Raw genomic sequence first — 673 nt, forward strand, 5'->3', positions numbered from 1 at the left:
CCTGTCGGTGGCGATGCGGACGATGCGGACGCTGCTCCGTTCGCACAGCTAGTCGCGTGACGGGAGGGGCCCCGCCGGGTTTCCGGCGGGGCCCCTCCCGTTTCTACGGCTTCCAGACGGTGAGCCTGGCGAAGTAGTCGGGCAGGTCGTTGTCCGTGGTCTGGGTGATCCTGGTGATTTCCAGCATCGCGAGCCGGCCCCCGCTGGTCTGCCCGCACAGGAGCGTGCCCACGGGGATCTCCGCACGCAGGTCCTCGGCCTCGATCTGGTCGGGCAGGACATTGCCCTGGGAGGCTTCCAGGCACTCCCGGGCCGTCTTGCCGGTGCTCTTGCCCATGCCGTTGGGGAACTCCCAGCGCCCTCCGGAGATCTCGTTGATGACCAGCTCGGATTCGGGGGTGTTGTAGTACCCGCTCCGCTTGATCTCGGGGACGTCGAGGTCGACTCCGGCGGTGGTCGGAGTCGTCGGGGCGCGCAGCGCGAAGGGGCGGTCCTTGATGAGGGGGGCGTCCTCGGCGGCGGGTGCCGGGGAGGACGGCGTGGTGGAGGCCGTGGCCGTGGGCCTGTCGCCCCCACCCCGTGCGTCGTTCCCGCCGTCGTCGATCCCGCTGAGGGTCTGGATGCCGCGCCAGATGCCGACGACCGCGAGGACGGCCACCGCCACGGCCACCGC

Annotated in this window: 1 pseudogene; it reads right to left on the minus strand. The window is 71.0% G+C overall.

From position 1 onward, the window contains the following. Positions 1-103: 103 nt before the first annotated feature. Positions 104-673: pseudogene (locus CCN56_RS43775) on the minus strand (hypothetical protein); the annotation flags it as partial.

Source organism: Streptomyces sp. NRRL B-24572 (assembly GCF_002156145.1).
GTDB classification, from domain to species: Bacteria; Actinomycetota; Actinomycetes; order Streptomycetales; family Streptomycetaceae; genus Streptomyces; species Streptomyces vietnamensis.